The sequence below is a fragment of the Paludibacter sp. 221 genome, assembly GCF_010501035.1.
Classification (GTDB): Bacteria; Bacteroidota; Bacteroidia; order Bacteroidales; family Paludibacteraceae; genus QVMH01.
The window spans coordinates 1-7280 of sequence record NZ_QVMH01000034.1; the positions used below are offsets into that span (position 1 = coordinate 1).

General features: G+C 41.1%; 6 protein-coding genes. 2 read left to right on the top strand and 4 right to left on the bottom strand.

Annotation, left to right across the window (positions count from 1 at the left end; genetic code table 11):
* Positions 1-156: 156 nt before the first annotated feature.
* The 3 genes from D0T49_RS08095 to D0T49_RS08105 all read right to left on the bottom strand — a co-directional run bounded on the left by D0T49_RS08095 (position 157) and on the right by D0T49_RS08105 (position 2439).
* The gene (locus D0T49_RS08095) at positions 157-1323 is read right to left on the bottom strand and encodes an AIR synthase related protein (protein ID WP_163630188.1); all 1167 of its coding nucleotides are present in this window, start codon (positions 1321-1323) and stop codon (positions 157-159) included.
* A 251-nt stretch (positions 1324-1574) separates the two neighbouring features.
* Positions 1575-1727, bottom strand: coding sequence for a hypothetical protein (locus D0T49_RS08100; RefSeq protein ID WP_163630190.1), 153 nt, complete (start codon positions 1725-1727; stop codon positions 1575-1577).
* A 211-nt stretch (positions 1728-1938) separates the two neighbouring features.
* Positions 1939-2439 carry a DMP19 family protein gene (locus tag D0T49_RS08105; protein ID WP_163630192.1) on the bottom strand — a complete coding sequence of 167 codons (501 nt, stop codon included), beginning with the start codon at positions 2437-2439 and terminating at the stop codon, positions 1939-1941.
* 671 nt (positions 2440-3110) lie between these two features.
* Between D0T49_RS08105 and D0T49_RS08110 the strand changes: the two genes are divergently transcribed.
* Positions 3111-5783, top strand: coding sequence for a 4-alpha-glucanotransferase (locus D0T49_RS08110; protein WP_163630194.1), 2673 nt, complete (start codon positions 3111-3113; stop codon positions 5781-5783).
* 121 nt (positions 5784-5904) lie between these two features.
* Positions 5905-6537: a nitroreductase family protein gene (locus D0T49_RS08115; protein WP_163630196.1), complete on the top strand. Its 633-nt coding sequence runs from the start codon at positions 5905-5907 to the stop codon at positions 6535-6537.
* A 4-nt stretch (positions 6538-6541) separates the two neighbouring features.
* Here D0T49_RS08115 and D0T49_RS08120 read toward each other — a convergent pair whose 3' ends face one another.
* Positions 6542-6994, bottom strand: a complete 453-nt coding sequence (locus tag D0T49_RS08120) for a GNAT family N-acetyltransferase (RefSeq protein ID WP_163630198.1) — start codon at positions 6992-6994, stop codon at positions 6542-6544.
* Positions 6995-7280 lie beyond the last annotated feature (286 nt).

Consider the following 7280-nt stretch of genomic DNA (forward strand, 5'->3'; position numbering starts at 1 on the left):
GCTCACCAGCTGAGGCGGAAAGATTAGCTACGGCTACGAAAGAATAAAATAGCAATTCTCCATATTTTGCTGCCCTTTTCTTTATTACAAACTTTTATGTATTCATAAAGAATGTGGTTGTAATAAGCTGTGAGATGGGATAATTGACTTCCGTTATCAGTATTCAAACTTACCGAATTCCGATTCTATCAGCAGCTCTTTCTTATCAGCAGCCTCACAGTATCCTATTATCCGGGCATCAATGTTGAACGATTTTGAGATAGCGATAACCTTTTCGGCATATTCCTTTGGCAGGTAAATTTCCATACGGTGTCCCATGTTGAATACTTTGTACATTTCTTTCCAGTCGGTTCCCGATTCTTTTTGGATAAGATGAAATAGTGGTGGAACAGGGAATAAATTGTTCTTTACCACTTTAAGATTGTCGATGAAATGTAATATCTTGGTTTGCGCACCACCTGAGCAGTGTACCATGCCATGTATGTTAGGACGAATTTCTTCCAAAATCTTTTTTATTACCGGAGCATACGTGCGGGTAGGAGATAGTACGAGCTTTCCCGCGTCAATATCTAAGCCTTCTATTTTATCAGTCAGCTTACATGAGCCGGAATACGCCAAGTTCTGGGGTATAGAAGCGTCGTAGCTTTCAGGATATTTTGCTGCTAAGTAATTGCCAAAAACATCGTGGCGTGCAGAGGTTAGCCCGTTGCTCCCCATCCCGCCGTTATAGCTTTTTTCGTAAGTTGCCTGTCCTGTCGACGATAGTCCCACAATTACGTCACCTGCCTGTATGTTTGCATTGTCTATCACGTCTGTGCGTTTCATCCGGCATGTTACGGTGCTGTCTACAATAATGGTGCGGACTAAATCACCCACATCGGCAGTTTCTCCACCTGTAGGGTATATGTTCACTCCCATTTGGCTAAGTTCTTCCACCAGTTCGTTAGTGCCATTGATGATGGCAGAGATAACCTCGCCCGGTATCAGATTTTTGTTCCGCCCAATGGTGGACGAAAGTAATATGTTATCCACAGCACCTACACAGAGTAAATCGTCGATATTCATAATTAGGGCATCCTGTGCTATCCCTTTCCAAACCGACAAATCTCCTGTCTCTTTCCAGTACACGTATGCCAGCGACGATTTGGTGCCTGCACCATCGGCGTGCATTATATTGCAATACTCGGGGTCGTTCCCCAGAAAATCGGGAATGATTTTACAAAATGCTTTGGGAAAAAGCCCTTTGTCAATGTTTTTTATTGCGTTGTGTACGTCTTCTTTCGAAGCAGATACCCCTCTTAAATTATATCGCTGGTCGCTCATGTATAGTGGTATGTAAAATGATGAGTGTTCTTTGTTTTCTTACTATCTGCAAAAATACAAAAATATGTTCAACGGGTGAAATATGTTATTTCAATTTGGTGTACGACAACATAATAATATTTTGAAACACAGTAGTCTCCAAGGTAAACGTATCAAAATGTCCAAGACTGGTGTTTCGCTTTACCAAATGTACCTCAATCGTTCAGCAATTCTCAAGTCCCTCTCTTTGAGAGAGGGATTTAGGGAGAGTTCTAAACTTTCTTCATCCTCAAGCCGGACAGGTTTTTACTTTTTCCTATAGCTGAAAAAGTAAACAAAAAAGCCACCGCTACACCTGCTTCGCTAAAATTCAGCTTCACTTCGCTACTGTCTTTGAACTCCTCGCTACGCTCGTCAAACAGCAAATCCTGTTTAACGCTTCGTTACGCTGAATTTCTTAACGCTCACCAGCTGAGGCGGGAAAGTTAGCTCCGGCTACGAAGTGAATTGAATATTTGATAATATCAGTTGTCAAATTTCGATGTGTTTATCCAACAGTAAACTCCTATTTTTTAAATACAAATTAAGAGTTTATTGTGGTTTAAAATATTGTTAATTTCTTGTTGTGTGCTAAAATTATTTTGCTACTTCTGCAAAATCTTCTATATGGTCGTCTACGTACGAAGCGATGATGGTGGTTTGTTCTTCCTCTATATCGAAGTAGATTTCTTCTAAATCGTCGAATACTTCAAAATCCACATACATGGCGTTAAACTCTTCTTCGGTAGTTTCACGCTCCAGTTCGGACTTGTTGGCATCATATATTTCCTTAGCCCGATAGATAAGTTTAGAAAGCTCTTTAGCCCCATATTGGCGAAGTGCTTTGGCGAAAGGGTTGTCGAAAACATAAGCTCCATACCCGTTTTGGATTAGCTGTACAAATCCCCCTTCGCGTATTTCGTCGGTAAAAAAACGGTATGCAAGCAAGGTGTGTTGATTGCCATTTAGTAAGGGCATTGTTTTCTCGTTCAGCTCCCCGTTTATAGCCTCAAGGTAAGCATCTGTAAATACATTCAGAAATTCGTCCATACCTTCTTGCGAGGCGGCAATAAGTTTTTTTTCGTCTATTTTTATCATGTTGTAGCAGTATAGTTACTCGACCTCAAAAGTAAGGTTTTCTGTAGAATTATTCATAGCTAATAATTTTCTTTAGAGAAGTTTATATAAAAAACATTGAAAATCTGTTGAGCTATCTGATTAATCACACTATTTTTGTTGTTGTAAATTGATTTTTAAACAAAGAAGGTGTGTCAAAAGCCTTACCGTGCGAATCTTTCGCGTGGTAAGGCGGTAAAATAAGGTAATAAGGTTGGGGTTGCCCTTACTTGCATGATTACTAAGGTTTATCAACAAAATAAGGTTTTTATTAATTACCTTATTTTCTGCCAATAACCTTAGTAGCTGAATACAACCTGACAATAATAACCTTATTACCTTATTCTGTGGGGTGATAATTTGATGGTAGCAAGACTGATTGTTTTACTTTTGGGGCTGCTTTATCTGAAGATAATGGTTTGATATATTGTATGTTGTATGCAAGTGAGTAAGCTCCCATTGGGAGCAAAGTTTGGTAACTAACAAGATGTATTAATATCTTGGCGTGCCGTAGGTACGCTACAATTACCGCTAAAGTAGCGTACCTATGGCACGCCGGATAACATGTAAAATTGGCTATTACCAAACTATAGTCCCTATGGGACTTCATAGGATGTGCTATAAGTCAGTAAATGCAAGATAATTAATGATTTATGATTATAAAATTTGAAATAGATTACCGTTCTGATTATGGACAGGTTGTGTGCGTATCGGGCAATTTGCCCGAGTTGGGTGGAGGGGATGTAAGCAAAGCCTTGATGCTTTCGCAGACAGATGATTCTCATTGGTCGGCTGTGATAAATGTAGAAAACGCCGGAGTGGTTGAATATAATTACCTGATAAAAGAAGGAAGCCGTGTGGTGAGGACAGAGTGGGGCGATAGAAGAAATGTGAGATTGGATGCAGGGCGAAACTTTATCTTTACCGATAGCTGGCATGATGCGCCGCATCAGAAATACTTTTATACTTCAGCTTTTTATAATAGTTTTTTTCATCAGAAATACAGCAGCAAGACGGTTAAGTATTTCAAACAATCAATATTGCTTACTCTGTCGTGTCCGTGCGTGGGCGAGGGGCAGGAGATTATCCTTACCGGCGAATCTGATTTGTTAGGAAACTGGAATATACAGCAAGCACTTATTTTTCAGCCTGTTTCGTATAGTAAATACCGTATTGTTTTAAATGCTGAGAAATATAATACCCCCTTGCAATATAAATTTGCGATACGCGATAAAAAAACGAAGAATATTATCCATTGGGAAGAGGGTGAAAACCGCGTGCTCCATCCTGTGAACTTCGGACAAGGTAATCAGGTGCAGGCTTACGATTTAAGTTATCGCCGCAACCGGGTGAATTGGAAAGCCTCGGGAGTGGTCATTCCCGTTTTCTCGTTGCGTTCCAAAAAAAGTTTCGGGGTCGGGGAATTTTCTGATTTGGAGATGATGATTGACTGGGCTAAGACTACAGGGATGAAAGTAATTCAGATATTGCCTATTAACGATACTACAGTTACCCGCCAATGGACTGATTCTTATCCTTACAATGCTATATCTATTTATGCGCTTCATCCTATCTATCTGGGCTTGAACGATTATCCGCTGAAAGATGATGTTAAACTGAAAGCCTATAAAAAAAGGGCTGCCAAACTAAATGCCTTGCCTGTTCTGGATTATGAGCAGGTAATGGCTTTGAAAGAGGAATACATTCGGGACTTATTCGGTGAAAAGCGTCGTTCGGTATTAAATTCGGAGGAGTTTGCTGCCTTTTATAGCCAAAACGAAGAGTGGCTCTTCCCGTATGCTTGCTTTACTTATTTCAGGGATAAATACCAAACGGCCGACCATGCTACATGGCAACAATTCAGACGCTATAATAAGAAAAAGCTGCAAAAGCTGGCGAAAGAAGATGCGCGGATGAATAAAAGCCTTGAACTGGTTTATTTTACACAGTTTTTATTACACAGCCAGCTTATAAAAGCGAAGGAATACGCCCATAAAAACGGTGTGGTGCTGAAAGGCGATATTCCTATTGGCATAAACCGCAATAGTGTGGACGCATGGGCTGAGCCTCAACTGTTTAATCTTGATACGCAGACAGGCGCTCCACCCGATGATTTTTCTATATTCGGGCAGAATTGGGGATTCCCTACCTATAATTGGGACGAAATGGCGAAAGACGGTTATCAGTGGTGGCGGAAGCGTTTCAGAAAAATGGCTGATTATTTCGATGCCTACCGTATCGACCATATATTGGGCTTCTTCCGCATCTGGGAGATTCCCGAAGATTCGGTTCAAGGTCTTTTGGGATATTTTAACCCTGCATTGCCGTTTACTGTAGAAGAAATTGAGAATGGTGGATTGCGATTTGACGAGTACCGCATGACGAAGCCATACATAACTGATATGCTTTTGGAAAAGGTTTTTGCTAATGACAAACAGGAGGTAGTTGATAAATTCCTGAACCTGATAAGCTTTGAACAATATGAACTGAAAGAGTTTTGTAATACACAGAGGAAAATAGAACGGTTTTTCGAAGGGAAAAATGATGAAAAGGAACATCGTATACAGAATGGGTTGTACCAACTGTGTAACGAAGTACTGTTTGTCCGTGATAAGTACCAGCCTGCTAAATACCATCCGCGTATAACGGCTCAGTGTACTAACTCGTATCAACTTTTGAACGATGAAGAGAAGTATGCTTTTAATCGGCTATACGACCATTTTTTTTACGAGCGGCACAACGAGTTTTGGAGCCATCAGGCTATGCGGAAGCTGCCGCCGTTAATTTCGTCGACTGACATGCTGGTATGTGGCGAGGATTTGGGTATGATACCTGCATGTGTGCCACAGGTAATGGATGAACTACAGATTTTAAGTCTGGAGATAGAGCGGATGCCGAAACAGCTTAATACTCAATTTGAAAACCTGAATATTATTCCTTATTTGTCGGTTTGCACTACGTCTACGCACGACATGTCTCCTATACGTGCCTGGTGGCTCGAAAACCGTGATGTTACACAGCAGTATTACAATACGGTTTTGGGGAAAGAAGGCGTCGCGCCCGAAAGCTGTACACCGGAGCTTTGCAAGCAAATACTTATGAATCATCTGCGTTCGAACGCTATGCTTGCAATCATACCTTTGCAGGACTGGCTCTCGATGAGTGACGAGCTGAGGCGGAAAGACCCGTATGAGGAACGGATAAATATTCCGGCAGTACCTAAGCATTATTGGCAATACCGTATGCACCTGACTTTGGAAGACTTGTTGAAAGCAGGAGATTTTAACCGTGAAGTGTCTCAAATGGTAGGAGTGAGTAGTGAGTAGCGGATAGCTTGTGAGCCTGATTAGTAAATGCCTGATAAAAAATAATGTTATATTTCTTGTTGTTAAGTTGCGGAGAATGAGACTTGTAACTTGTAACTAATTTCTTGTAACTATTTATCATATGAATTTAATCGAAAAAATGAACTGGCGTTATGCGGCTAAACGCATGAATGGCGAAAAAGTGCCTCAGGAGAAGATTGACAGGATATTGGAAGCAATACGCCTGTCGCCATCTTCAGGTGGTTTGCAGCCATACCGGATATTTGTGATAGGGGATAAAGACCTTCGCGAACGGATATATAACGAGCGTGCATGCCATCAATATCCGGTTATCGAGGGTTCGCACATATTGGTTTTTACTGCTTATAAGAAAGTGAATCAGCAGCTTGTCGACGATTTTATCAGCCTTGTAGCCGAGACGAGGGAACAGTCTTTCGAGAGCCTTAGCGGGCTTCGTAATAGTTTTAATAAGTACATTGAAGCATCGGCCGAGGAAAACTTTTTGTGGACTACACATCAGGCTTACCTTGCTTTTGGTATCGGGATTGCAGCCGCTGCTTTGGAAGGTGTAGACGCCACACCTATGGAAGGACTCGACCCCGATATAATGTCGGAAATCCTGCATCTTGACGAGCAAAACTTACGTGCAACTACAGTACTTGCACTCGGATACAGAGATGCGGACAAAGATAAGTACGCCCATTTGCCGAAAGTGCGTAAAAGCAAGGATAAATTATTTGAGACGTTTGACTGAATAGTTAGAAATCCAACGAGCAGTTTACCCAAGTGCTGTCGAACTTAGCGCCATATTTTTTGTAGAAATCGAGAGCTGATACGTTCCAGTCCAACGCCTGCCATACCATGCCGTTGAAGTTTTTTTCTTTGGCTTCTTCTATCAAACGCTCGAATAGTACAGAGCCTAAGCCATTTCCCCGCAATTCCGGCTCAACGTAAATATCTTCCAGATACATCCGCTGCCCTTTCCATGTGCTGAAACGTATGTAATAAAGTGCAAAAGCCCGGATCGCCCCATCTACTTCGGCTACGAAAGCCCACCATACGGGATTCTCTCCAAAGCCACTCTCTTCGAAGTGCTTAAGCGATATTGTTACTTCCTCGGGAGCTTTTTCGTATAAGGCAAGTCCCTTTACCAGCTCAAGGAGTTTCGAACAATCTTTTTTTACAGCTTTTCTTATAATGGTTTTTTCCATAGGTTGTAAATGCTTTTCTATATCTGTACGAAGATAATATTTGGTTGTTTAATAGGCTAATAAAGTTGAGATTGCAGATTAATTGTTATTACTAATATTTGACATAAAAATTAGGTTTTTGTTTCTCAGATGTTTATAACAGTACCCTCATTTTTATTCTTTTGTCCTCGAGCCGGACAGGCTCTTCCTTTTTCCTATAGCTGAAAAAGGAAGCAAAAAATTAACCTTGTTGAAGCACCTACGCTCAGCATAGTTCAAGCAAGCTTGACTCTGCTTTCGCTTAAAC